Here is a 22,911-nt window from a genome sequence, read left to right on the forward strand (position 1 = left end):
AGGCGCAGGCTGCCTTCCTAGAAGACGTAACCTATCCTCGCGAAAGTAACGATAGGGTTGAGTTTGATTTTTGCTTCAGACGTCACGGTCAGGTTGCCGACCGGAGTCGACGCGTTCGAGGTCAGTTTCGCGGTTACGCTGAGCGGTATGTATGAGACGGAGAACCCTGCGAACCAGTGTTTGGTGAACGCATAGTTGAAACCGAGATTAAACACCGGCGCCCAGGAACGATCCGTCGATACCGAAGTCGGACCATGCAGTACGCCTTGTTCAAACGCAGTGTTGGAGATCTTCGCGTCCGTGAACCAGACGTACGTGACGCCGAGGCCGGCATACGGTCGGAACGCCGCGGTGGCGTCGTTGAAGTAGTATTTGAACAGGAGGGCAGGACTCCATTGCCTCGCGGAGCCAAGCGTACCGAATTGCTCGAAGGTGCCTGTGCCTAGCAGGTTGAATTTCGGCGGAATGCCAATTTCAGCTTCCGCGGCGATGTGATCGGTGACAAAGTAGCCTAGGCTTAAGCCGATGGTGTCGGAGCTGTCGATGCCAGCGCCCGTGCCGGGTAGTGAGATGTTGACGGGTGTCCCGCCGACGCTTGTTTCCTTCAACGGATCGCTACTGTCTTGGGGGGCGAAATGGAACCACCCCGTCGTAGCGTAAAAACTGCCGGCCGATTGCGCGTGAGCTGCCATCATGCAGGCGAGCGCCGCGATCCCCGTTATGGCCTGTTTTAATTTCATATGTGCTCCTCCAAAAAAGGCCCGCTCATTATGACCACAACGTTTGAAACAAACCATACGCGGCAGTTAGAGCTTTCTCCCTAAGCGCCGGGCGGTTTCTGGCTAAGCCGCGCCGCGCCGAACCCAGCGCCCATGCGGCTTTTCGGACCTTCGGGTATATACCAACGCGACTATTGGATACTTCAGCATGGCACGGCTTGCACGTCTCTATGTCCCTGATCAGCCGCAGCACGTCATCCTCCGTGGACTCGACCAGCAGCCCGCATTCGTCGACGACCAGGACTACGAGCTTTTCATCGATTGTTTGAAAGCGGCTTCGCGCGACCACCATTTGTCGATCCACGCGTACGCGTTGATGCCGGGCGCTGTGCAACTGCTCGTCACGCCGACCGAGGAGTCGAGTCTGCCGAAGGCGATGCAGGCGGTGGGGCGTCGCTATGTCGCCCACTTCAACCGGCGTTACGCACGCCGCGGCACGCTATGGGAGGGCCGTTACCGTGCAACGGTGATCGAGGGTGAGCGTTACTTCCTGCTGGCGAGCCAGGTCGTCGAGATGTGCCCGCTGCGCACGCAACTCGTGAACGCGCCGGAGGACTACCGCTGGTCGAGCTACCGCCATCACATTGGCCTTACGCTCGACAGCCTCATTACTGATCACCCGTTGTACTGGTCGCTCGGCAACACGCCGTTCGAGCGGCAACGCGCGTACCGCGAGCTGTGCGAGCAGCCGCTCGACGAGCGCGAAGCCAGCCAGCTCCAGCAGGCCACCTTGAAAGGCTGGGTTCTGGGCAGCGAAACGTATCGCGAGTGGGCGGCGCGGGCCGCGAACCGGCGCGTGTCGCCGCTGCCGCGCGGGCGGCCGCGCAAGGTGCGTGAGACGCCGCAGACGCAATAAAGCGTTTCGGATCAAGGGCTGCGCCCGGAGCGGCATCTTCGGATGCCGTTTTCTTTGCACCGTTTTGATGTGGCACCAATAAAAGTTAGCCGCAATGCACCAACTTGATAATAGGGGTCGTACCATCAGGTTTTGTTTGCTATTCCATTGATTCGTCGCGTATATTCCGAATTCCGGCGCTTTTTGGTACGCGTAGCATCCAGCGTAGAGAGTGTCGTCGCGGTGGCGGTGCGCACTGCGGCAATAAAAAAACGGTTTAACGGCCTGTCCGGCCCCTCACAGACGGTGTCCCCATGAACGACCACCAGCAACCGACTCACCCGGTTCCCGCCGCGCAAGGTCTGTACGACCCGCAAAATGAGCACGACGCCTGCGGCGTCGGCTTCGTCGCTCACATCAAGGGCAAGAAAAGCCACGAGATCATCGAGCAAGGCCTGAAGATTCTCGAGAACCTCGACCACCGGGGCGCCGTCGGTGCCGATCCGCTGATGGGCGACGGCGCGGGCATCCTGATTCAGATTCCGGATGGCTTCTACCGTGAGGAAATGGCCAGGCAGGGCGTGACGCTGCCGCCGCACGGCGAATACGGCGTCGGCATGGTGTTCCTGCCGAAGGAACACGCGTCGCGTCTGGCCTGCGAACAGGAGCTCGAGCGCACGGTGAAGGCCGAAGGCCAGGTCGTGCTGGGCTGGCGCGACGTGCCGGTCGACCACACCATGCCGATTTCGCCCACCGTCAAGGCGAGCGAGCCGCTGATCCGCCAGATCTTCATCGGCCGCGGCAAGGACATCATGGTGACCGACGCGCTCGAGCGGAAGCTGTACGTGATCCGCAAGACCGCCAGCCACCGCATCCAGGCGCTCAAGCTCAAGCACGGCAAGGAATACTTCGTGCCGTCCATGTCGGCGCGCACGGTGGTCTACAAGGGCCTGCTGCTGGCCGGCCAGGTCGGCGTGTACTACCGTGACCTGCAGGACGAGCGCACCGTCTCGGCGCTGGCGCTGGTGCACCAACGCTTCTCGACCAACACGTTCCCGGCGTGGGAACTGGCTCACCCGTACCGGATGATCGCCCACAACGGCGAAATCAACACGGTGAAGGGCAACGTCAACTGGCTGAACGCCCGCACCGGCGCGATCGCATCGCACGTGCTCGGCGACGATCTGCCGAAGCTGTGGCCGCTGATCTATCCGGGCCAATCCGATACGGCATCGTTCGACAACTGTCTCGAACTGCTGGTGATGGCCGGCTACCCGCTCGTCCACGCAATGATGATGATGATCCCGGAAGCCTGGGAGCAGCACACGCTGATGGACGACAACCGCCGCGCGTTCTACGAATACCACGCCGCGATGATGGAGCCGTGGGACGGCCCCGCCGCGATCGCCTTCACCGACGGCCGTCAGATCGGCGCGACGCTCGACCGTAACGGCCTGCGTCCGGCCCGCTATGTGATTACCGACGACGACCTCGTCATCATGGCGTCGGAAGCCGGCGTGCTGCCGATCCCTGAGTCGAAAATCGTCAAGAAGTGGCGTCTGCAACCGGGCAAGATGTTCCTGATCGACATGGAACACGGCCGCATCATCGACGACAAGGAACTGAAGGACAACCTCGCCAACGCCAAGCCGTACAAGAGCTGGATCGACGCAGTTCGTATCAAGCTCGACGAAATCGAGCCGAAGGCCGAAGACGTCGTCACGGAACGCCGCGAGGCCGCTGCCTTGCTGGATCGCCAGCAGGCGTTCGGCTACACGCAGGAAGACCTCAAGTTCCTGATGGCGCCGATGGCGCAAGCCGGCGAGGAAGCCGTCGGTTCGATGGGCAACGACTCGCCGCTGGCGGTCATGTCCAACAAGAACAAGACGCTCTATCACTACTTCAAGCAGCTGTTCGCGCAGGTGACGAACCCGCCGATCGATCCGATCCGCGAAAACATGGTGATGTCGCTGGTGTCGTTCGTCGGTCCGAAGCCGAACCTGCTCGACACGAACAACATCAACCCGCCGATGCGTCTCGAAGTGTCGCAACCGGTGCTCGACTTCAAGGACATCGCGAAGATCCGCGCGATCGATCAGTACACGGGCGGCAAGTTCAGTTCGTATGAACTGAACATCTGCTATCCGGTGGCCTGGGGCAAGGAAGGCATCGAGGCGCGTCTCGCGTCGTTGTGCGCGGAAGCCGTCGACGCGGTCAAGTCCGGCTACAACATGCTGATCGTGTCGGACCGCAAGACCGACCGCGACAACGTCGCGATCCCGGCGCTGCTCGCCACGGCTGCGATCCACACGCACCTCGTGCAGCAAGGTCTGCGCACGAGCACGGGTCTGGTCGTCGAAACTGGCTCGGCGCGTGAAACGCACCACTTCGCGCTGCTCGCGGGCTACGGCGCGGAAGCCGTGCACCCGTACCTCGCGATGGAAACGCTCGGCCAGCTCGCGGCCGGCCTGAAGGGTGACCTGTCGGCGGAAAAGGCGGTCTACAACTTCACCAAGGCAGTCGGCAAAGGCCTGCAGAAGGTCATGTCGAAGATGGGCATTTCGACCTACATGTCGTACACCGGCGCGCAGATTTTCGAAGCCGTCGGCCTCGCGGAAGACCTGGTGTCGAAGTACTTCAAGGGCACCTCGTCGAAGGTCGGCGGCATTGGTCTGTTCGACGTCGCGGAAGAAGCGATTCGACTGCATCGCGACGCGTTCGGCGACAACCCGATCCTCGCGAACATGCTGGACGCGGGCGGCGAGTACGCGTACCGCGTGCGCGGCGAAGAACACATGTGGACGCCGGATGCGATCGCCAAGCTGCAACACTCGGCGCGCAGCAACTCGTACCAGACGTACAAGGAATACGCGCATCTGATCAACGATCAGACCAAGCGCCACATGACCTTCCGCGGCCTGTTCGAGTTCAAGCTCGACCCGTCGAAGGCGATCCCGCTCGACGAAGTCGAACCGGTGAAGGAAATCGTCAAGCGTTTCGCCACCGGCGCGATGTCGCTCGGCTCGATCAGCACCGAAGCGCACGCCACGCTGGCGGTCGCGATGAACCGCATCGGCGGCAAGTCGAATACCGGCGAAGGCGGCGAGGACGAAAACCGTTACCGCAACGAACTGCGCGGCATTCCGATCAAGAACGGCGACACGATGAAATCCGTGATCGGCGACGAAGTGATCGTCGACATTCCGCTGAAGGACGGCGATTCGCTGCGCTCGAAGATCAAGCAGGTGGCGTCGGGCCGTTTCGGCGTGACGGCGGAATACCTCGCGTCGGCCGATCAGATCCAGATCAAGATGGCGCAAGGCGCGAAGCCGGGCGAAGGCGGCCAGCTGCCGGGCCACAAGGTGTCCGAGTACATCGGCAAGCTGCGTTACTCGGTGCCGGGTGTCGGCCTGATTTCGCCGCCGCCGCACCACGACATCTACTCGATCGAAGATCTGGCGCAGCTGATTCACGACCTGAAGAACGCCAACCCGGCGGCCAGCGTGTCGGTGAAGCTGGTGTCGGAATCGGGTGTCGGCACGGTGGCCGCGGGTGTCGCCAAGGCGAAGGCCGATCACGTCGTGATCGCCGGCCATGACGGCGGCACGGGCGCGTCGCCGCTGTCGTCGGTGAAGCATGCCGGCACGCCGTGGGAACTGGGTCTGGCGGAAACGCAGCAGACCCTGGTGCTGAACCAGCTGCGCGGCCGTATCCGCGTGCAGGCCGACGGTCAGATGAAGACCGGTCGCGACGTCGTGATCGGCGCGCTGCTCGGCGCGGACGAATTCGGCTTTGCGACGGCGCCGCTCGTCGTCGAAGGCTGCATCATGATGCGCAAGTGCCACCTGAACACCTGCCCGGTCGGCGTCGCGACGCAAGATCCGGTGCTGCGTGCGAAATTCCAGGGGCAGCCGGAACACGTCGTCAACTTCTTCTTCTTCGTTGCCGAAGAAGCGCGCGAACTCATGGCGCAACTGGGCATCCGCAAGTTCGACGACCTGATCGGCCACGCCGAACTGCTCGACATGAAGAAGGGCATCGAGCACTGGAAGGCGAAGGGTCTCGACTTCTCGCGGGTGTTCTACCAGCCGCAAGTGCCGGCTGAAGTTGCGCGCAAGCACGTCGACGTGCAGGACCATGGTCTGGCCCGCGCGCTCGACCACACGCTGATCGAGAAGGCGAAGGCCGCGATCGAGAAGGGCGAGCACGTCTCGTTCATCCAGCCGGTGCGCAACGTGAACCGTACGGTCGGCGCGATGCTGTCCGGCACGATCGCGAAGAAGTACGGCCACGACGGCCTGCCCGACGACACGATCCACATCCAGTTGAAGGGCACCGCGGGCCAGAGCTTCGGCGCGTTCCTCGCGAAGGGCGTCACGCTGGATCTGGTCGGCGACGGTAACGACTACGTCGGCAAGGGTCTGTCGGGCGGCCGCATCATCATCCGTCCCACGAACGATTTCCGCGGCAAGTCGGAAGAAAACATCATTTGCGGCAATACGGTGATGTACGGCGCGATCGAAGGCGAGTCCTTCTTCCGCGGCGTGGCCGGCGAGCGTTTCTGCGTGCGTAACTCGGGTGCGACGGCGGTTGTCGAAGGCACGGGCGACCACGGTTGCGAATACATGACGGGCGGCACGGTCGTCGTGCTCGGCGAAACGGGTCGTAACTTCGCGGCCGGCATGTCGGGCGGGCTCGCCTATGTGTACGACCCGGACAACACGTTCGCGGGCAAGTGCAACAAGTCGATGGTCGCGCTCGATCCGGTCCTGCAACAGGCCGAACAGGAACGCACGGTCGACAAGGGCTTGTGGCACACCGGCATCACCGATGAAGCCCTGCTCAAGGGACTCATCGAACGTCACTTCCAGTTCACGGGTTCGCCGCGTGCGAAGGCGCTGCTCGAAAACTGGGACGCATCGCGCCGTCAGTTCGTGAAGGTGTTCCCGACCGAATACAAGCGCGCGCTCGGCGAAATGGCTGCGAAGAAGGCGAACAAGGAAGTCCTCGCTGCTTGACTGCCGGACCTCGTCGCTGCCAGCGCAGAAAGACGTCACATTTAGCCATACCCGCCGCGCCGACCGTTGAATCGTTCCGCGCGGCGGGTGTAGATCACCCCACCTGATACAGATAGAGAAGAGAACCACATGGGCAAGGCAACCGGTTTTCTCGAGTTCGAGCGCCGCCACGAGGCGTACGAAGCTCCGCTCACGCGTGTGAAGCACTACAAGGAATTCGTCGCCGCACTGACCGACGACGAAGCGAAGATTCAAGGCGCACGTTGCATGGACTGCGGCATTCCGTTCTGCAACAACGGCTGCCCGGTCAACAACATCATCCCGGACTTCAACGACCTGGTGTTCCATCAGGACTGGAAGAACGCGATCGAAGTGCTGCACTCGACCAACAACTTCCCGGAGTTCACCGGCCGTATCTGCCCGGCGCCGTGCGAAGCGGCATGCACGCTCGGCATCAACGACGACCCGGTCGGCATCAAGTCGATCGAACACGCGATCATCGACAAAGCCTGGGCCGAAGGCTGGGTTGCGCCGCAGCCGCCGAAGCACAAGACCGGCAAGAAGGTCGCCGTGGTCGGTTCCGGCCCCGCGGGTCTGGCGGTCGCGCAGCAGCTGGCGCGCGTGGGGCACGATGTCACCGTGTTCGAAAAGAACGACCGCATCGGCGGCCTGCTGCGTTACGGCATTCCTGACTTCAAGCTGGAGAAGTGGCTGATCGATCGCCGCATGCGCCAGATGGAAGCCGAAGGCGTGACGTTCCGCGCCAACGTGTTCATCGGCAAGGCGGATTCGCTGCCGGCGCACATCGGCAACACGGCGAAGGAAACCATCACGCCGGCCGAGCTGAAAGAACAGTTCGACGCCGTCGTGCTGACGGGCGGTTCGGAAACGCCGCGCGATCTGCCGGTGCCGGGCCGTGAGTTCGAAGGCATCCACTACGCGATGGAATTCCTGCCGCAGCAGAACAAGGTCAATGCCGGCGACAAGGTCCCGAACCAGCTGCTCGCCAAGGGCAAGCATGTGGTCGTGATCGGCGGCGGCGATACGGGCTCGGACTGCGTCGGCACGTCGAACCGTCATGGCGCGAAGAGCGTCACGCAGTTCGAACTGCTGCCGCAACCGCCGGAAGAAGAGAACAAGCCGCTCGTGTGGCCGTACTGGCCGATCAAGCTGCGCACCTCGTCGTCGCATGACGAAGGCTGCTCGCGCGACTGGTCGGTGGCGACCAAGCGCCTCGAAGGCAAGAACGGCAAGGTCGAGAAGCTGATCGCCGCGCGCGTCGAATGGAAGGACGGCAAGATGCAGGAAGTGCCGGGCTCCGAATTCGAAATGAAGGCCGATCTGGTGCTGCTCGCGATGGGCTTCACGCAGCCGGTGTCGCCGGTGCTCGAAGCGTTCGGCGTCGACAAGGACAATCGCGGCAACGTGCGGGCGTCGACCGAAGGCGACAAGGCGTATTACACGTCGGTGGACAAGGTGTTCACCGCGGGCGACATGCGCCGGGGCCAGTCGCTGGTGGTGTGGGCGATCCGCGAAGGCCGCCAGTGCGCACGTTCAGTCGATGCGTACCTGATGGGTCATTCGGAACTGCCGCGCTAAACGTCTCCGGCCGGTTTTACGCCTCTGGGCACGGAAACCGGCCACAGCTTGCAGGAAGAGGTGGAGACGACAATGTGGCGCGTAAGCGGCACATAAGCGGCACATAAGCGGCACATACGCAGTACATCAAAGCGGTAACACGAAGCCGGGCGCCCGAGAGGGTGACCCGGCTTTTTTATGTCTGCTGCGGGTTACTTCCGATACCGCGCCAACGTGAGTCCTTCCAGATCGATCTCCGGCTTGCGCCGCGTGATCAGATCCGCGACCACGCGACCCGAACCCATCGACATCGCCCAGCCCGTGGAGCCGTGTCCGAGGTTCAGCCACAGGTTGTCCACGCCGGACGCACCGAGCAACGGCGCGCCATCGGGCGTCATCGGACGGCGGCCGACCCAGAAATGCGCGGAAGTCGGATTGGCCGCGTGCGGGAACCAGTCGCTGAGCACTTTCATCAGCGTCTGCAAGGCCTGCTCACGCAGCGTCGTCTGGCGATTGCCGAGTTCCGCGGTGCCGGCCACGCGCAGGTTGTTGCCGAAGCGCGTGATCGCCGTTTTCAGCGATTCGTCCATCAACGCCGCGTGCGGCGCTTTTTCATCATCGGTGACCGGCAGCGTCGCCGAATAGCCCTTCACCGGATAGAGCGGCACCTTCACGCCGAGCGGCGCAAGCAGCGCCGCACTATCGACGCCCAGCGCGACCACCACCGCATCCGCCTGCAACGTCTCGCCGCCGCGCTCGCTCTCGATACGCACGCCGCGCACCGCACGGCCTTGCACATCGAGCGACGTGACGCGCGTGTCGAAGCGAAAGCGTACGCCGTTGCGCTCGCAGATCGCGCGCAATTCGCGGGTGAAGCGGGCGCAATCGCCGGCTTCGTCGTCGGGCAGGTAGAGACCCGACAGCGGTGCCTGACGCGCCCAGCGCAAGCCCGGCTCGATCGCCACGCATTGCGCCGCACTGACCTCGCGGTGCGCGATGCCGGCGTCGCGCAGAACCGTCAGCGCGGGTTGCGCGAGTTCGACGTCGTACTCGCTGCGAAACAACTGCAGATAGCCCTGGCTGCGGCCGTAGTCGAACGGATGACGGCTGCGGAATTCGTGCAGACAGTCGCGGCTGTAATAGGCGATGCGCTGCATCCGCTGCTTGTTGACGCGAAAGCGTTCGAGATCGCATTCGCGCAGCCAGCGCGCAATCCAGCGCCATTGAGCCGGATCGAGAGTGGGGCGGAAGATCAGCGGCGAGGCCGGCTTGAACAGATATTTGAGGATTTTCGCCGGCATGCCCGGCGCGGCCCACGGCGTCACGTAGCCCGGTGCGATCACGCCGGCGTTGCCGAAACTGGTGGAGAGCGCGACGTCCGGCTCGCGCTCGATCAGGGTGACTTCGCAGCCTTGTCGACGCAGATAAAAAGCGGTGGCGACGCCGATCACGCCGCCGCCCAGAACAATCGTATTCATGTGTTTGTACTGCGCTGTCAGGCGGTGGGAATGGTCGCGCCGAGCACTTTGCCTTTGGTTTCCGGCAGACACAACGCGGCGACGATCACCAGCAGATAGCCCGAACCGGCGACGATGCCCATCGCCTTAACAAGCGTCATGGTTTGCGACAGTGTACCGACCAGAATCGGAAAGAACGAGCCGAGGCCACGCCCCAGGTTGTAGCAGAAGCCTTGCCCCGACCCGCGGATCGCATTCGGATACAGCTCCGACAGATAGGCGCCCACGCCCGCGAAAATTCCTTGTACGACGATACCAAGCGGAAAGCCGAGCGCGAGCATCATGCCGTCGGTGATCGGCAGCATCGTGTAGGCCATGCCGAGCACGAACGAGCCGATGGCGAACAGCACGAACGAAGCGCGCCGCCCGAGCTTATCGCTCAGAATCGCCCCGACGACATAGCCGGTAAACGAACCGGCGATCAGCACGATCAGATAGCCGCTCGTATTGAACACCGACAGATGGCGGACCGTTTTCAGATAGGTGGGCAGCCAGGTGGTGATCGCGTAATAGCCGCCGAGCATGCCGGTGCACAGTGCGCTGCCGAGCAGGGTGGTGCCGAGGTGAGGGAGCGAGAAGATTTGCAGGAAGTGCGAGGTATCGAAGCCGCTTTCGCGCGCGCGGCGGGTTTCGAGAAAAATGTCCGGATCGCTGACATTGCGGCGGATGTAGATGATCCATAGCGCGGGCAGCAGGCCGATCCAGAAGCAGGCACGCCATGCGTATTGTTCCGGCAGCAGCGCGAAGAACGCCCAATAGATGATGGCCGCCGCCGCCCAGCCGAAGGACCAGCTGCTTTGCACCGTGCCGACCGCTTTCGCGCGATGCTGAGGTGAGCGGATGGTTTCCGCCATCATGATCGTCACGACCGACCATTCACCGCCGAAGCCGACGCCTTGCAGGGTGCGGGTGGTAAGGAGTTCCCAGAACGAGTGCGTGAAGCCGGACAGGCAGGTGAAGATCGCGAAGGTGGCGATGGTCCACTGGAGCACGCGGATCCGGCCATAGCGATCGGCGAGAATGCCGGCGAGCCAGCCGCCGAAAGCCGACGAGATCAGCGAGCTGGTGGCGATCATGCCCGCTTCGCTTTTGGTCATGCCCCATGTCGCGATCAGCGTCGGGATGAGGAATGAGTAGATCATGAAGTCGAAGGCGTCTACTGCGTAGCCGCCGAAGCCGGCATAAAGGGTACGGCGTTCGCGCTGGGTGAGCTCGGTGAACCATTGGAGAGAAGGCATATTTTTTTGTAGTCTCCGGGAATATCTCGCGTGTCGGCGGCTTCGTGGTGGGGTTTTTCTATTCTACGGGGTGAGGTGTTGTGGGGACAGGCGTGGTCAAAAATGGCAAACCAGAACCCGATCCTTACCAACTACTACTATGTAACCCAAAAAATATTTGCCGCCGTTAAACTGCGTTCGCAGCGCTCAAGCTGCGAAAATCCACCCTTACGCCCGCGCGAGCCACCGACCCGAATGTCCGCAACTGGAAAAACCTGCTCGCCACACCTCCGCTCTGCGAGCACGTCCTTGCGGGCAGCCCAGAACCCGCCCTTACGGGCAGCCGACTCACGCCGCGCGTTCCTGAAAAGCTCGGCGGGCGTCCTGCTGCTGTCGACCCTGAGCAGCCCGCTGCTCTCCGCCTGTGGCGGCGGGAATCTCGATGCCGCTCAGCCGGAAACCCCGCGGCTCGCTTCGGTCAACAATTTCCGCGATGTGGCGGGCGCCGCCGCCGGCTACCCGACCGTCGACGGCAAACAGATGCGCCGTGGCGCTTTCTATCGCTCGAACGCCCTGACACTCAGCCCGGCAGACCAGGCCGCAGTCGGCAAACTCGGCATCGCCACGGTCTGCGATCTGCGCACACCGGGCGAAATCGCGCGTACCGCCGACGTCCTGCCCGCCAGTGCGACATCGACGGTCTTCAACGTCCTCGGCACGAACGATTTCGTCGTGCCCTCGCTCGATTCGGCCGCCGCCGCCGTCGCCTTCATGGAAGCCGAGGCGCGCTCCTATGTCACCGGCGCCGCCCAGCGCGCCAGCTACGGCGCGCTCCTTACGCAACTCGCCAGCGGGGCGGGCGCGCAGCTGTTTCATTCGAGTGCCGGGAAGGATCGCACCGGCTGGGTCGCGGCTTTGCTGCTCAGCATCGCCAACGTGCCGCTCGACGTCATCATGCAGGACTACCTGCTGAGCAACGTCTACTCGGCGCTGTCGATCAAGGCGAGCACCGACACACTGCGGTCGCAAAGCGGCGCCGCCGCGGCGGCGATCGAGGCGCCATTGCTCAGCGTTCAGGAAAGTTATCTGCAAGCGGGGTTCGATCAGGTGCAGGCGAGCTACGGCACGATGGCGAGCTATCTGACGCAAGGCCTCGGGGTGTCTCAGGCAACTATCGATACCTTGCACGACCGCCTCGTGGCCTGAATCGCGGCGGCGCGCCGCGCACGCACCCGAGCGCCAGGCGCAGACGAAAAAAAGTCCGCCCGAAATAACAGGGCGGACAGAGAAGGGCGGCATCGAGGTTGCCGGGGCTGACTATAAGGCCGCAGCCATCGGGAAAGCCCATCCGGTAAGGGCGCGTAAGTGGGTACTTCGGTGGGTGCCTCAGTGGATACACCGGTATCGCCGCCCAACCCTTTCACGTTTCTCCCAATCCAACCGGCAGTTCGATCCGCACGTCCAGCCCGCCTTGCGCATGATTGCGCACATGACAGCGGCCGCCGCGATCGTGCGCAAGCCGCGCCACGATCGCCAGTCCCAGGCCGCAATGGCCTTCGCCGCCACGCGCGGCATCGAGCCGTACGAACGGTTTCATGGCCGCGGCAATGCGGTCGTCGGGAATGCCCGGACCGTGGTCGCGCACGCTGATGACCCAATGCCGGTCGTTACGCGCCGTGGCGATATCCACCGGCGGCACGCCATGCTCGAGCGCATTGTCGACGAGGTTCGTCACGAGCCGGTCGAGCAGCGTGCGCGGCAGCCTGAATGACGATCCGGCTTGCAGATCGAGCGTGAAAAGCGGCGCCTCGGCGCTGTCGGTGGCGGAAAACTGTTCCTGCAGAAATTCGTCGACTTCGACCGGCGGCCCGGCGTCCGCGGACTGGCCGGCGAATTCCAGAAACTGCTGGACGATGTTGGTCAGCGAGTCGACGTCGCGGATCAGGCCCGCGCGCTCGCTTTCCGCGACCAGCACGCTCGCGCGCAATTTGAGCCGCGTGAGCGGCGCTTTCAGATCGTGCGCGACGCCGGCGAGCATGACCGCCTGGTCGTCGCCGGCTTCGTTCAGGCGCCGCATCATGTCGTTGAACGAACCGATCAGTTCGCGCAGTTCGCGCGGACCCTGCACAGTGACCGGTTCCGGCCGTCCGCCGGAGCCGAACTCGAGCGCGGCCTCCGCGACGCGCGACAAGGGCCGCTGCATCTGCCAGACCGCGAGCAGCGACAGGATCAGCGCGGCCAGCAGCATCGATACCGATTCGATGAGAAAGCGGGGGCGCGGCGGAACGTCGACCGGCACGACCACCCAGTTGGATTTGCCGGGGGACAGTACCCACAACTGGGGCGGGTGCACATCGTCGACGGCGATCTGGGTGCCGGGCGGCAAGTTCTCGCGCAAATGCCGGCTCAATTCGACCAGCTGACGGCTGGTCGGCGTGCGCAGATGGACACTCGCCGGCATGTTCCAGGTGGGCACGAGGTGCACGCGCATGGCGGGCGCGAGCGCGGCGCCCTTGATCGGTTCGCCGTTGAGCGCCTGCAGGACCAGCAGAATGCCGCGCGCGAAGCCGTCGATTTCATGGCGCGGCGGCTGCATCACCACCAGTACGAACCAGCCCGCCTGAATCGCGAACAACACCGCCGTCGAGAGCAACGCCATTCTGCCGAACAGCGTGTTCAGCGGGTTTTTCATGCGCTTGAGGCGGCCTCGTCGGCGAAAGGCGTGCCGTCGGCGTCGGGCACGAACACGTAGCCTTTACCTCGCACGGTTTGCACGTAGCACGGGTTGGACGGATCGTCTTCGATCACCCGGCGCAGGCGCCAGATCGGCACGTCGAGGCTGCGGTCGCGGAAGGCGAGATTGTCGCGATGCACGAGGTCGTGAATCAGCACGCGCGACAGCACCTTGTACGGGTTGTTGACGAAGATCTTCAGCAGCGCGAACTCGCTGTCGCGCAGCGGGAGCTTCGAGTCCTCGCGCGACAGCGAACGCGTAGCGAAGTCGAGTTCGAACGGACCGAAGCGATACGGCTTGCGGGCCTCCGGCGCACTGGTGGTGGAGGGGCCGCGGCGGCGCAGCACCGTATGGATCCGCGCGAGCAATTCGCGGGGATCGAACGGCTTGGTCAGGTAATCGTCCGCCCCGAGCGAGAGCCCGACGATACGGTCGGCCACCGTGCCGCGCGCCGTCACGAAGATCACCGGGATGTCGTCGCCGGCGGCGCGCAACGCGGTGAGCGCGCGCAGGCCGTCGGTGTTCGGCATCATGATGTCGAGCACGACCACCGACGGCCGTTCACGTTCGAGCCGGCGTTGCAGATGCGTGCCTTCGTGCAGCACCGACGCGTCGAAGCCGTTCGATTGCAGAAATTTGCATAGCAGATCGCGTACGACCGGGTCGTCGTCGACGATAAGGACCTGTGGATTCATGGCGAAATTCTAGACTGGCGCGCGTGACGCGCGGCCGACTGTTTTCTTACCAATGCTTACGGAGCCGCGCGCCGCGCGCTGCGCTTGTCGCGCGAGGCCCGCCGGCAAAGGCTCACCGCATATTTCAGCGCTGCCATATTTGGCAACCCGCCCGGCAAGGCGGAAAACGTTTCGCATCGCTGATATTCATCTGATGAAAGAATTGGCGCTCGATCGAAATGGATCGCAACGGCTCGTAAGCACCGCTGAAAAGCGCGCTTTTCTTCGTGCATCGCCACCGCGCGTGCGGCGAGATGATTCGTCGTGCAGTACGTTGCGCCGCATGTCGAAAACAGCCTGACGCCTTGGGCCCGCGACAGGCGGCGTGAAATCGAAACCTGGTGCCACGCAAGGCTCATCATGACCGTTCACAGTAATTTCTCAACCCACCTTCCTTCACTAGCGTCTACGCCGGCGGCGGAGAAGCCTTCGGCTCCGAGCAGCCAGCCGGCGACGCCGCAAGCGCGGGAATCCGCCACTCCGGTGTCGCCGTCGGTGCCTGCGGGGCTCGTCGGGCATACCGTCAACACGACAGCCTGACGCACCGAGGCCCGTGTGTCGACCCCGAAAATATTCGACCGCTCCATCCGTGTCGCTGCGTGGTTGACGCTTGGCGCGGCGCTGCTGCCGCTCGGCGGCTGCAGCGTCGCGGCACTGCCGTGCCGGCTGACCTCGGTGACGCTGAAAATCGTCCCGGTGATCGGTCATGCGGCGGCCACGCCTTTCGACATGTGTGCATCCGCCATCGACTGAATCATGACACTCAAACGGATTGCCTGTGCATTGGGGCTCGTCGGCGCAATGTTCCCGTTGCTCGCGACGGCGCAGCCGGCGGCGCGCGAAGCGGCTGCCAGCGCTGCGTCGAAGGGCGCGCCCGCCGATGCGCGCAAGCGTTCGCCGGACGCTCCGTTCGCGTTTCGAGGCATTGCGCTCGGCATCACGCTCGACGAGTTCCGTTCCGGCTCGACCGTGCGGGCGACGCCGCTCGGCAGCGTGCCCGTCTGCGAGACGGACGTGCAGGCGGGCGCGCTTGGCATGCGGCTGAAATCGCATGAGAGTCTGACCGTTGCGTGCCGCTGGGCACATCGCGCAGACGACGGCTGGGCCGTCTCGCAAGCCGTCGTCGACGGCGCGCCGGCGCAGGAGCACGTGCTGCGCTTTGCGCGCGTCGACGAGCAGAGCGCACTGCGTCTGTACGAGATTTCCTTCGTGATCGACGAGGTCACCGCCGAAGACCTGCGCGAGGCGCTCGCCGACCGTTACGGCGCGCCGCGCCGCGTCGCGCAACAGGCATCGACGTCCGGCGCGATGCCGATGTACGTCTGGGAAAACGCGGTGAGCTCGATCACCTTGTGTTTTCTGCCGGGCACCCGCAATGGCACGCTCACCTATCTGCTGAAGGGTTCGGACGCATGGGTGAAATCGGTCGTGCGGCAATGGCAGGCGAGCGGCGCGGAGGCGGGTTGATATGTCGCTTCGGCTGCCGCGCAGGCGACCACGCGTGTGACCGCGCCTGTGACCATTCCGGCACGCTGGCCGCAAGGTCCGCTTTTTTCATTCCGGCCGATCCGGCCAAGGAGCACGCATGACTGCGCTACGTCTCACTGTCGCGCTAGGCGCGGCGGCCTGCCTCGCGGCTTGCGCCAGCAGCAGCCAGAACTCGATCGTCGACACGCCGATGTTGCCGCCGCTCGCGTCGGCGCCGCTGAACGTCAACACGCAGGGCGCGATCTATCAGGCGGGCACGCCGCTGCTGCTCTATGAAACGCCGCGCGCGCAGCATATCGGCGACGTGCTGACGATTCGCCTCGCGGAATCGTATAGCGGCAACAATAGCTCGACCGCGGCGGCGAGCCGATCGAGCAGCATCACCGCCGACGCCGCCGATCATTCGAGCAACGCCGCCGCGCGGCTCGCGAAACTCTTCAATGTCGGCTCGGCCAACACCGACTTCAAAGGGCAGGGCAGTCTCACCGATGTCAGCGGCATGACCGGCACATTGGCGGTCACCGTGATCGGCACCATGTCTACCGGCAATCTGGTGGTGTCGGGCGAGAAGGTCATCTCGATGAGCGGCAACCGCGACCGCTTGCGCCTGTCCGGCATCGTCAATCCGAAGGATATCGAAGCGGGCAATTATGTCGCTTCGGGCAAGGTCGCGAACGCGCGCATCGAACAGGCCGGCGTGGGGATGGTGTCCGACGCAACGACGATGGGTTGGCTGCAGCGCATGTTCCTGAGCGTGCTGACGTTCTAGCGCCGACGCCTCGAACGCGAGGCGTACTTCGTTTCACACTCCAACGCTACGCTAAGCGAGCGGCGGCGCGCTGCGTTCCGCCGCGCCGATTTCGCCGTCCGGCACGAATACATAGCCACGTCCCCACACGGTTTGCACATAGCGCGGCTCGGACGGATCGACTTCGATCAGCCGCCGCAAACGCCAGATCGACACGTCCAGGCTGCGATTGCGATGCAGCTCGCTATTGCCGTGCAGTTTCTCGAGCAACTGCGCGCGCGTCAGCACGGTCATCGCATGCGTGACGAACACCTTGAGCATGGCGAATTCGCTGGAACGCAGCGTGATGCGTTCGCCGTCGCGGCGCAACTCGCGCGCCGGGAAATTCACCTCGAAGCGGCCGAAGCGATACGGCGCACGATGCTCCGGCGCGCTCGGCGCAATCGCGCCGCGGCGGCGCAGCACCGTGCGGATCCGCGCGACCAGCTCGCTCGGCTCGAACGGCTTGCCGAGATAGTCGTCGGCGCCGAGTTCGAGGCCGATCACGCGGTCGATCACATCGGCGCGCGCGGTCAGCAGAATCACGGGAATATCGTCGCCGGCGACGCGCAGCGCGCGCAGCGCACTGATGCCGTCGAGCTCCGGCATCATGATGTCGAGCACGACCAGCGCCGGACGGTCGTCCTGCAATTTACGCTGCAACGCCATACCGTGTTCGAGCACGGAAACCTTGAAACCGCGCCCTTGCAGATATCCGCTGACGAGCTCGCGTACGACGGGGTCGTCGTCGACGACCAGAATGGATTGGTTCATCCGGATCATCTTAGTGATCCGTGCGAGCGGCGCAAAGCGCGCAACGCTTTCGAATCCTTTCCCGTGTAAGAGAAAGCAAGCGGGCTGCTCAACTTGCTTGCTCAGTTCACCTGGGAAGTTTGAATGGTCTGCATCGGTTGCGGACTGAACGCGGTCTGATCGACCACCATCCGCTCGATCAAACCGTTGAGCTTGGTCGACGCGCTGGAGAAGCGATCGGTGTTGAGGCCGCCGGTCTGATAACGCGCGGTGACCAGAATGCGGCCGTGCTGGATCAGCGTCAGATCGATGATCGACAGGTACTGAATCGACTCGTCGCTGAACGAGCGGCGGCCGTAGTCGATCGCGGCGTTATAGACGAGCCGCGCTTCGCAGCCGGCCGGCGAGGTGCCCGGATTGTAGACGTCCGAACGAATGCCGCGCCGCTCGAGCGCGAGTTGCAGCGCCGGCACGAAATCGCCGACCGATACCGCCTGATTCACTTCGATGCAGACGTTATGCACTGACGCCGGCTGCCCGTTGACGAAGGTCGGCGACGAATAGTTCGCCGCGATCGCGTAGCCTGCCTGAATCACCGAACCGGTGGCATCGGCCGCCGAGATCAGCGTCCACGCGCAACCGTTCAGGCCGAAGGCGAGCAGGGCGGCGGCGGCAAGCCGGGCGCCAGGCCGCCGCAACATGGCCCATCCAGCCAGTGGGGCAGGCGTTGAAGCGAAAGCGCGCAAGCTCGGCGTGAAGGTCATGGCGCGGGGCGTCTCGCAACGGTGAACAAGGCGGCGGACAACGGCGATCGAGCTCACGCTCAGCGCGTGACGCGCAGGCGCAATTCGTTTTGCCCTTGCACGCTGGCAGTGATGCTGACGCGCCGCTCGGCGGTGGTCACGATGAAATGCTGCCGCGTCGGCGTGTTGGCGTCGTGCACGACGTTCGGAAAGCAGGCGGCGATATCGGCGCCGAATTCTTCGAGCGGATCGTTGACGACGCCGTCGGCCTGCCAATGCGCGCGCCAGTGGCAATCGTACGAGTGGCTGTCCGCGCGGCAGTCGTCCGCGTTCGACAGCCCCGGCAATTGCGCGGCGGGCTGCGTGTGCAATTGCTTGAAATCGGGTGCGTCGACGATGTGTTTGAGCGCCGGGCAAACGTCTGCCGGCTCGCTCGGCTGGGAGGCTTGCGCAGCGTAAGCGGCGCTCGAGAGCAGCAGTGCTGCGCCGGGAGCGAGCGCGAGGCGCAGGATCAGAGGATGGGCGCGGCGATCGAGTGACATGTGCGGGGAGTCCGGTAGCAGTGAATGGCGTGGCGGGCTGGACGTGGTTCGGCCCGCACGACAATCGTCGCTGCTACAGGGCATTTTCAAAGCGGGGAACAGCTTGCCCGCTTCGTAAATGCTTTCTAACTCTTCTCGCGTGTTTCCGGATCTTGCGGCGGGTTGCTTTGCGACATGCGATGGCCGCGCGCGTGGCCCGCGTTGGCGACCAGTTGATCGAGGGCGCCGAAGCTCGCGAGCGTCTGGTGAATGACGTGCTCCGCGGCGCCACGTTCGACCAGATCGTCGAACACCGTCGCGCAGTTTGCGCCGTTCGCGCTGCAATCGGCGGCGACCTGGGCGAGCCGTTGGCGCGCTTCGTTGTCGGCGCCGCGTGCATGCAGCATCAACGCCGTGCGCGGCGCGGCAATGCGTCGGGCCAGTGCCGCACCGATGCCCGAGCCGGCTCCGGTGATCAGCACGACGCGTTCGAATTCAGCGCCGCTCATGCCGCGACGGGTTCGTCAGAACGCTCGACGTCGAGCGTTTCCCCGTGGTAAGCCGCCAGCGATTCGCGATGCGCGACGCTGACGATCGCCGCCTTCGGCAGCCGCTCGGTGAACAGGTGATAAAGACGCGCTTCGTTTTCTGCGTCGAGCGCACTGGTCGCTTCGTCGAGGAACAGGTAGTCGGGCTTGTGCAGCAGCACGCGCGCGGCGGCCAAACGTTGTTGCTCGCCCGGCGACAGAATCCGCGTCCAGTGTCCCGATTCCTGCAAGCGGTCTGCGTACTCCGACAGATGACAGACGCGCAGCGCTTCGCGGCATTCGTCGTCGGTATAGGTATCGGCGGGGGAAGGGTAGGTGAGCGCCGCTTTCAGCGTGCCGATCGGCATGTAGCTGACTTGCGGGATGAACATCATGCGCGCGTTGACCGGCGCGTCGATCGAGCCGTCGCCGAACGGCCAGAGGCCCGCGAGCGCGCGCATCAGCGTGCTCTTGCCCGAGCCGGACGGACCGCGCACCAGCCAGCGCGAGCCCGGCTGAATCGCGATATCGCGAATGCGCGACAGCGGGTTGCCGTTCGGCAGCGCGAGTTTGAGGCCGTCGGTGGAGAGCTTGTCGTCGTCGACGAAATGCAGGTTGATGCCGCCATGCGCGGTAGCCGGCGACACTGATTCCTTCAGGCGCGGCGCGTGCACGACGCGCTTGAATTCACGCAACCGGTTCACGGTAGCGCGCCATTCGACCAGGGTGCCGTAACTGTTGATGAACCACGAAAACGAATCGCTGACGGTGCCGAATGCGCTCGAAATCTGCATCAGCACGCCGAACGTGAAGGCTCCCGCGAAGTAGCGCGGCGCGGCGACCACCAACGGAAAGATGATCGCGATCTGGCCATAGAAGCTCAGCACGAAGGTGAGCCGCTTGGTGTACTTCATCACCTGCCACCAGTTGCCGCGGATGCGGCCGAACAGCGTGTTCGCGTTCGTCTTCTCGGTTTCCATGCCGTTGTAGAAAGCGATCTGCTCGGCGTTTTCACGCAGACGGATCAGGCCGAAGCGGAAATCCGCCTCGACCTTCTGCGCCTGGTAATTGATCGACACGAGCGGATGGCCGACCTTCTGGATGATCAGCGAACCGGCCACCGCGTAGAGCGCCGCGGCCCACACCATGTAGCCCGGAATCTGAATCGGCATGCCGCCGAGCGAGACGGTCAGCGCGCCGGCCAGCGACCACAGGATCGTGATGAACGACACCAGCGTGACGACGGTGGACAGCAGATCGAGCGTCAGCGTCAGCGTGCTGGTGGCGAACGATTGCAGGTCGTCGCTGATCCGCTGGTCGGGGTTGTCGGCAAGACGGTCGCGTTCGATCCGGTAGAAGGCGCTGTCATGCAGCCATTCGTTCAGATAGCGCGTGGTCAGCCACTGGCGCCAGCGGAAGCCGAGCATCTGGCGCAGATAGCGGCCGTACACCGCGAGGATGATGAAGCCGAACGCGAGCCCCGAAAACACCATCAGCAGGTGCGGGAAATCGTGCACGTTCTTGGTTTGCAGCGCGTTGTAGAAGTCGGCGCTCCAGCGATTCAGGCGCACGTTGATCCACACGACGAGCAGATTCATCACGATGATTGCGACGAGCAGCCCCCACGCCGTTTTTCGTTCTTCGGAGACCCAGTAAGGCTTGATCAGGCTCCAGGCGGAGACTTTTTCGTCCGGCGGCAGCGCGGGGCTGGCAGAGGTATTCATTGTCATGAGCATCCTGATGGTAGTGCTGGCCCATTGCGGGCTGGCCCATCTCAGGCCGGCCCATGTGGAGCGGACCCGTATCGGGCTGACCCACGGCGGGTTTGCGGTGCATGCCCGGGCGTCGTGCTCGACGAACGCACGCCCGGGTGAGCGTTCGATTCTGGCTCGACCCCCTTAAGCGGAAATTAATTTCCGCCTTGGGGAGCCGCCTCGATGCCGCCTTCGCGCGGCCGACCAGGCAACTGATTGAGCTGCCATCTGAGCGGCCGACAGCGGCTGGCTGACCGCCTGACTGAGCGGTCTGCCAGGGCGTGCCGCCGACGCCAGGCTCCTGCGGCATCCGATCCCGGCATTGTGCCAGAGCGGCGTGTGCGGTCGTATTGATGAATCGATAGATGGTGCCGAATCAACCGCGGGCGATCGCACGTCCCGCTGGTTTGCGGGCGCTGCGCCTTTTATGGTCTAATGACCTTCGACGAAACAGGGGTGCTTCGCGCACGAGTTGCATGGATGTCCATGCAGCGGCGGCGAGGCTGAGAGAGACCCTTTGCACCCGATCCGGGTAATACCGGCGCGGGAAGTTTCCGGAAGCAGCCAGTCTTCCATTCCCCGCCGGGCGGCGTCCGTCATTGAGACGCGCGTGTTGTCCGGCCGGCCTTACCCGCCGGTTTCGTCCTGGGTACGTGCGCTTGTTGCCGTACGGAAAGGACTCGATGACCGCCTATTCTTCAGACATGAGTTTTGCTCTTCGCCACGCTGCTGTCTGCGTGCCGTTCTGCTTTAGCCTTGCTTGCCGTCGCTGTAATCGGGAGTGCGCACGATGAACCGTCCTGCACAACCCGACTTCGCGGTACTCGGCGGCGGCCTGTGCGGGCGCCTCGTTGCGTGGCGCCTGGCCGGCGAGGGGCATCGCGTGGCGCTCTATGAGCGTGGCGACGCCACCGGTTCGCAGGCCGCCGCGTGGGTCGCCGCTGCGATGCTCGCGCCGCTTGCCGAGGCCGCCAGCGCCGAGTCGCTGATTACGCGGCTCGGCGCGAGTTCGCTCGAAACCTGGCCGCGCGTGCTGGCCGAGTTGCCCGAACCAGTTTTTTTCCAGCGCAACGGCACGCTGGTCGTATGGCATCACGCCGACCGCACCGAAGCGCCCCTGTTCGAACGCCGGGTGCGCGCGAATGCGCCCGCCGAGCTGCTCGACGGCGGCTTCGTGACGCTCGCCGGCGCACAGGTCGGCGCCGCTGAACCGGCGTTGGCGGGCCGCTTCAATCAGGGCTGGCTGCTGCCGCGCGAGGGGCAGCTGGATAACCGTCAGGTGTTGTCCGCGTTGGCAGCGGGTCTCGCCGGGCGCGGCGTCGAAACGCACTGGAACACGCCCGTCGACGATCATGCGCTGCCGCCCGCGCGCGTCACGATCGATTGCCGCGGTCTCGGCGCGAAGGCGGTTCTGCCCACATTGCGCGGCATTCGCGGTGAAGTCGCGCGCGTGCATGCGCCCGGTATCAACCTGACGCGGCCGGTGCGCCTGCTGCATCCGCGCTATCCGCTCTATATCGCGCCGAAGCAGGACGATCTCTACGTGATCGGCGCGACCGAGGTGGAAGGCGAGGACATGTCGCCGGTCAGCGTGCGCTCGGCGCTCGAACTGCTGAGCGCGGCATTTTCCGTGCATCCCGGCTTCGGCGAGGCACGCATCCTCGAACTGAATTCGCAGTGCCGCCCGACTTTGCCGGACCACCGTCCGGCCTTGCTGTGGGACGGCGCGCAGACCTTGCGCGTGAACGGCCTGTACCGGCACGGCTACATGATCGTGCCCGAAGTCGCCGACGAAGCGGTGCGCTTCGCCGCGGCGCTGCTCGACGGCCGCATCGGCGATGCCGAGGCCTTCGCCGACTGGCAACGCGCGGCGCGCTGGAGCGAGCTGTTTCAACTGGATTCCACGCGGGAGCCAGCATGAGCGTT

17 protein-coding genes, 1 pseudogene and 1 riboswitch are annotated in these 22,911 nt (G+C 64.2%); of the genes and pseudogenes, 8 read left to right on the forward strand and 10 right to left on the reverse strand.

Translation table 11 applies throughout. The annotated features are described in order from the left end of the window. Nucleotides 1-17: 17 nt before the first annotated feature. Nucleotides 18-740, reverse strand: coding sequence for an OmpW/AlkL family protein (locus AC3WLT_RS13235; protein ID WP_492592172.1), 723 nt, complete (start codon nucleotides 738-740; stop codon nucleotides 18-20). 187 nt (nucleotides 741-927) lie between these two features. Here AC3WLT_RS13235 and AC3WLT_RS13240 point away from each other — a divergent pair, with 187 nt between their 5' ends. The 3 genes from AC3WLT_RS13240 to AC3WLT_RS13250 all read left to right on the forward strand — a co-directional run bounded on the left by AC3WLT_RS13240 (nucleotide 928) and on the right by AC3WLT_RS13250 (nucleotide 8,231). Beyond that, nucleotides 928-1,635 (forward strand): transposase, encoded by a 708-nt coding sequence (locus AC3WLT_RS13240; RefSeq protein WP_492592173.1) that lies wholly within the window; start codon nucleotides 928-930, stop codon nucleotides 1,633-1,635. A gap of 293 nt (nucleotides 1,636-1,928) precedes the next feature. Continuing rightward, nucleotides 1,929-6,632, forward strand: coding sequence for a glutamate synthase-related protein (locus AC3WLT_RS13245; RefSeq protein ID WP_492592174.1), 4,704 nt, complete (start codon nucleotides 1,929-1,931; stop codon nucleotides 6,630-6,632). Nucleotides 6,633-6,761: 129 nt separating this feature from the next. Next, the gene (locus AC3WLT_RS13250) at nucleotides 6,762-8,231 is read left to right on the forward strand and encodes a glutamate synthase subunit beta (RefSeq protein ID WP_492592175.1); all 1,470 of its coding nucleotides are present in this window, start codon (nucleotides 6,762-6,764) and stop codon (nucleotides 8,229-8,231) included. 191 nt (nucleotides 8,232-8,422) lie between these two features. Here the strand turns inward: AC3WLT_RS13250 and AC3WLT_RS13255 are convergent, their stop codons facing one another. Both AC3WLT_RS13255 and AC3WLT_RS13260 read right to left on the reverse strand, forming a co-directional pair. After that, a complete protein-coding gene (locus tag AC3WLT_RS13255) occupies nucleotides 8,423-9,688 on the reverse strand; it encodes a D-amino acid dehydrogenase (RefSeq protein ID WP_492592176.1) in 1,266 nt (421 codons plus the stop codon). A 17-nt stretch (nucleotides 9,689-9,705) separates the two neighbouring features. Further along, nucleotides 9,706-10,965: an MFS transporter gene (locus AC3WLT_RS13260; protein ID WP_492592177.1), complete on the reverse strand. Its 1,260-nt coding sequence runs from the start codon at nucleotides 10,963-10,965 to the stop codon at nucleotides 9,706-9,708. A gap of 234 nt (nucleotides 10,966-11,199) precedes the next feature. Here AC3WLT_RS13260 and AC3WLT_RS13265 point away from each other — a divergent pair, with 234 nt between their 5' ends. Beyond that, entirely contained in the window at nucleotides 11,200-12,150 is a 951-nt protein-coding gene (locus AC3WLT_RS13265) for a tyrosine-protein phosphatase (protein WP_492592264.1), read from the forward strand. Between the two features lie 214 nt (nucleotides 12,151-12,364). Here AC3WLT_RS13265 and AC3WLT_RS13270 read toward each other — a convergent pair whose 3' ends face one another. Next, the gene (locus tag AC3WLT_RS13270) at nucleotides 12,365-13,636 is read right to left on the reverse strand and encodes an ATP-binding protein (RefSeq protein ID WP_492592178.1); all 1,272 of its coding nucleotides are present in this window, start codon (nucleotides 13,634-13,636) and stop codon (nucleotides 12,365-12,367) included. Beyond that, on the reverse strand, nucleotides 13,633-14,373 hold the full coding sequence (locus tag AC3WLT_RS13275; RefSeq protein ID WP_492592179.1) for a response regulator: 741 nt from the start codon (nucleotides 14,371-14,373) through the stop codon (nucleotides 13,633-13,635). The genes AC3WLT_RS13270 and AC3WLT_RS13275 overlap by 4 nt, the downstream gene beginning before the upstream one ends. 624 nt (nucleotides 14,374-14,997) lie before the next feature. Between AC3WLT_RS13275 and AC3WLT_RS13280 the strand changes: the two genes are divergently transcribed. The 3 genes from AC3WLT_RS13280 (at nucleotide 14,998) to AC3WLT_RS13290 (ending at nucleotide 16,669) form a co-directional block, all read left to right on the forward strand. Then, nucleotides 14,998-15,165, forward strand: a complete 168-nt coding sequence (locus tag AC3WLT_RS13280) for a DUF6726 family protein (protein ID WP_492592265.1) — start codon at nucleotides 14,998-15,000, stop codon at nucleotides 15,163-15,165. A gap of 3 nt (nucleotides 15,166-15,168) precedes the next feature. Then, nucleotides 15,169-15,879, forward strand: a complete 711-nt coding sequence (locus AC3WLT_RS13285) for a hypothetical protein (RefSeq protein WP_492592180.1) — start codon at nucleotides 15,169-15,171, stop codon at nucleotides 15,877-15,879. Nucleotides 15,880-15,997: 118 nt separating this feature from the next. Then, nucleotides 15,998-16,669, forward strand: coding sequence for a flagellar basal body L-ring protein FlgH (locus AC3WLT_RS13290; RefSeq protein WP_492592181.1), 672 nt, complete (start codon nucleotides 15,998-16,000; stop codon nucleotides 16,667-16,669). Nucleotides 16,670-16,720: 51 nt separating this feature from the next. On the opposite strand, the gene AC3WLT_RS13295 is transcribed toward AC3WLT_RS13290, so the two are convergent. The 5 genes and pseudogenes from AC3WLT_RS13295 to AC3WLT_RS13315 all read right to left on the reverse strand — a co-directional run bounded on the left by AC3WLT_RS13295 (nucleotide 16,721) and on the right by AC3WLT_RS13315 (nucleotide 20,961). Then, nucleotides 16,721-17,461 carry a response regulator gene (locus AC3WLT_RS13295; protein WP_492592182.1) on the reverse strand — a complete coding sequence of 247 codons (741 nt, stop codon included), beginning with the start codon at nucleotides 17,459-17,461 and terminating at the stop codon, nucleotides 16,721-16,723. Between the two features lie 101 nt (nucleotides 17,462-17,562). Beyond that, nucleotides 17,563-18,204: a hypothetical protein gene (locus tag AC3WLT_RS13300; protein ID WP_492592266.1), complete on the reverse strand. Its 642-nt coding sequence runs from the start codon at nucleotides 18,202-18,204 to the stop codon at nucleotides 17,563-17,565. 59 nt (nucleotides 18,205-18,263) lie between these two features. Continuing rightward, the gene (locus tag AC3WLT_RS13305) at nucleotides 18,264-18,725 is read right to left on the reverse strand and encodes a hypothetical protein (protein ID WP_492592183.1); all 462 of its coding nucleotides are present in this window, start codon (nucleotides 18,723-18,725) and stop codon (nucleotides 18,264-18,266) included. Nucleotides 18,726-18,883: 158 nt separating this feature from the next. Beyond that, a pseudogene (locus tag AC3WLT_RS13310) lies at nucleotides 18,884-19,213 on the reverse strand (SDR family NAD(P)-dependent oxidoreductase); the annotation flags it as partial. After that, nucleotides 19,210-20,961 (reverse strand): ABC transporter ATP-binding protein/permease, encoded by a 1,752-nt coding sequence (locus tag AC3WLT_RS13315; RefSeq protein WP_492592184.1) that lies wholly within the window; start codon nucleotides 20,959-20,961, stop codon nucleotides 19,210-19,212. The gene AC3WLT_RS13315 and the pseudogene AC3WLT_RS13310, both read right to left, overlap by 4 nt. A 466-nt stretch (nucleotides 20,962-21,427) precedes the next feature. Then, nucleotides 21,428-21,552: riboswitch (TPP riboswitch) on the forward strand. 223 nt (nucleotides 21,553-21,775) lie between these two features. Here AC3WLT_RS13315 and AC3WLT_RS13320 point away from each other — a divergent pair. Then, entirely contained in the window at nucleotides 21,776-22,906 is a 1,131-nt protein-coding gene (locus AC3WLT_RS13320; protein ID WP_492592185.1) for an FAD-dependent oxidoreductase, read from the forward strand. Nucleotides 22,907-22,911 lie beyond the last annotated feature (5 nt).

The sequence above is a fragment of the Paraburkholderia sp. FW306-2-2C-D06C genome, from assembly GCF_058781505.1.

What these genes read in the sequence shown, in the direction of transcription:
- AC3WLT_RS13235 (WP_492592172.1), bottom strand. Translation starts at nt 740, where the DNA reads ATGAAATTAAAACAGGCCATAACGGGGATCGCGGCGCTCGCCTGCATG.
- AC3WLT_RS13240 (WP_492592173.1), top strand. Translation starts at nt 928, where the DNA reads ATGGCACGGCTTGCACGTCTCTATGTCCCTGATCAGCCGCAGCACGTC.
- AC3WLT_RS13245 (WP_492592174.1), top strand. Translation starts at nt 1,929, where the DNA reads ATGAACGACCACCAGCAACCGACTCACCCGGTTCCCGCCGCGCAAGGT.
- AC3WLT_RS13250 (WP_492592175.1), top strand. Translation starts at nt 6,762, where the DNA reads ATGGGCAAGGCAACCGGTTTTCTCGAGTTCGAGCGCCGCCACGAGGCG.
- AC3WLT_RS13255 (WP_492592176.1), bottom strand. Translation starts at nt 9,688, where the DNA reads ATGAATACGATTGTTCTGGGCGGCGGCGTGATCGGCGTCGCCACCGCT.
- AC3WLT_RS13260 (WP_492592177.1), bottom strand. Translation starts at nt 10,965, where the DNA reads ATGCCTTCTCTCCAATGGTTCACCGAGCTCACCCAGCGCGAACGCCGT.
- AC3WLT_RS13265 (WP_492592264.1), top strand. Translation starts at nt 11,200, where the DNA reads ATGTCCGCAACTGGAAAAACCTGCTCGCCACACCTCCGCTCTGCGAGC.
- AC3WLT_RS13270 (WP_492592178.1), bottom strand. Translation starts at nt 13,636, where the DNA reads ATGAAAAACCCGCTGAACACGCTGTTCGGCAGAATGGCGTTGCTCTCG.
- AC3WLT_RS13275 (WP_492592179.1), bottom strand. Translation starts at nt 14,373, where the DNA reads ATGAATCCACAGGTCCTTATCGTCGACGACGACCCGGTCGTACGCGAT.
- AC3WLT_RS13285 (WP_492592180.1), top strand. Translation starts at nt 15,169, where the DNA reads ATGACACTCAAACGGATTGCCTGTGCATTGGGGCTCGTCGGCGCAATG.
- AC3WLT_RS13290 (WP_492592181.1), top strand. Translation starts at nt 15,998, where the DNA reads ATGACTGCGCTACGTCTCACTGTCGCGCTAGGCGCGGCGGCCTGCCTC.
- AC3WLT_RS13295 (WP_492592182.1), bottom strand. Translation starts at nt 17,461, where the DNA reads ATGAACCAATCCATTCTGGTCGTCGACGACGACCCCGTCGTACGCGAG.
- AC3WLT_RS13300 (WP_492592266.1), bottom strand. Translation starts at nt 18,204, where the DNA reads ATGACCTTCACGCCGAGCTTGCGCGCTTTCGCTTCAACGCCTGCCCCA.
- AC3WLT_RS13305 (WP_492592183.1), bottom strand. Translation starts at nt 18,725, where the DNA reads ATGTCACTCGATCGCCGCGCCCATCCTCTGATCCTGCGCCTCGCGCTC.
- AC3WLT_RS13315 (WP_492592184.1), bottom strand. Translation starts at nt 20,961, where the DNA reads ATGACAATGAATACCTCTGCCAGCCCCGCGCTGCCGCCGGACGAAAAA.
- AC3WLT_RS13320 (WP_492592185.1), top strand. Translation starts at nt 21,776, where the DNA reads ATGAACCGTCCTGCACAACCCGACTTCGCGGTACTCGGCGGCGGCCTG.